The sequence below is a fragment of the Nocardioides humilatus genome (genome assembly GCF_008373755.1).
Classification (GTDB): domain Bacteria; phylum Actinomycetota; class Actinomycetes; order Propionibacteriales; family Nocardioidaceae; genus Nocardioides; species Nocardioides humilatus.
Genome location: NZ_VUJV01000134.1, coordinates 1 through 306, shown reverse-complemented (window position 1 = coordinate 306; position 306 = coordinate 1). Strand labels below are relative to the sequence as shown.

General features: G+C 44.1%; 1 protein-coding gene. It reads left to right on the top strand.

Features of this window, described 5'->3' with window-relative positions; genetic code table 11:
• Positions 1-306, top strand: a 306-nt coding sequence (locus F0U44_RS24240) for a pheromone/general odorant binding protein (protein WP_149730620.1), incomplete at both ends; no start/stop codon positions are given.

The following is a 306-nucleotide window of genomic DNA, read 5'->3' as shown; positions in this document are numbered from 1 at the left end:
ACAGTTTTAGCAGAGGATTCCAGGAAACTCGTCAGTTTCGCCCCGGAGGTGGCTAAAAAATTGAAAGTCCTGATTCAGGAGTGTTTGAATGAAAACGGCTTGGGTGAAGACGCGATAGAAGTAATACGTGCCGGTGAATATAGAGAGGACGAACCATTCCAGAACTTAGTTTATTGCGCTTATAAAAAATTCGGAGCGCTCGATGAAAATAATCGAATCATCAGTCAAGTTGCAGCTGCGTCTTTCCCGAAAGACATAGACGTGGTCACTGTTATCGAGAGCTGCGGAAAAGAAGATGGAAATACC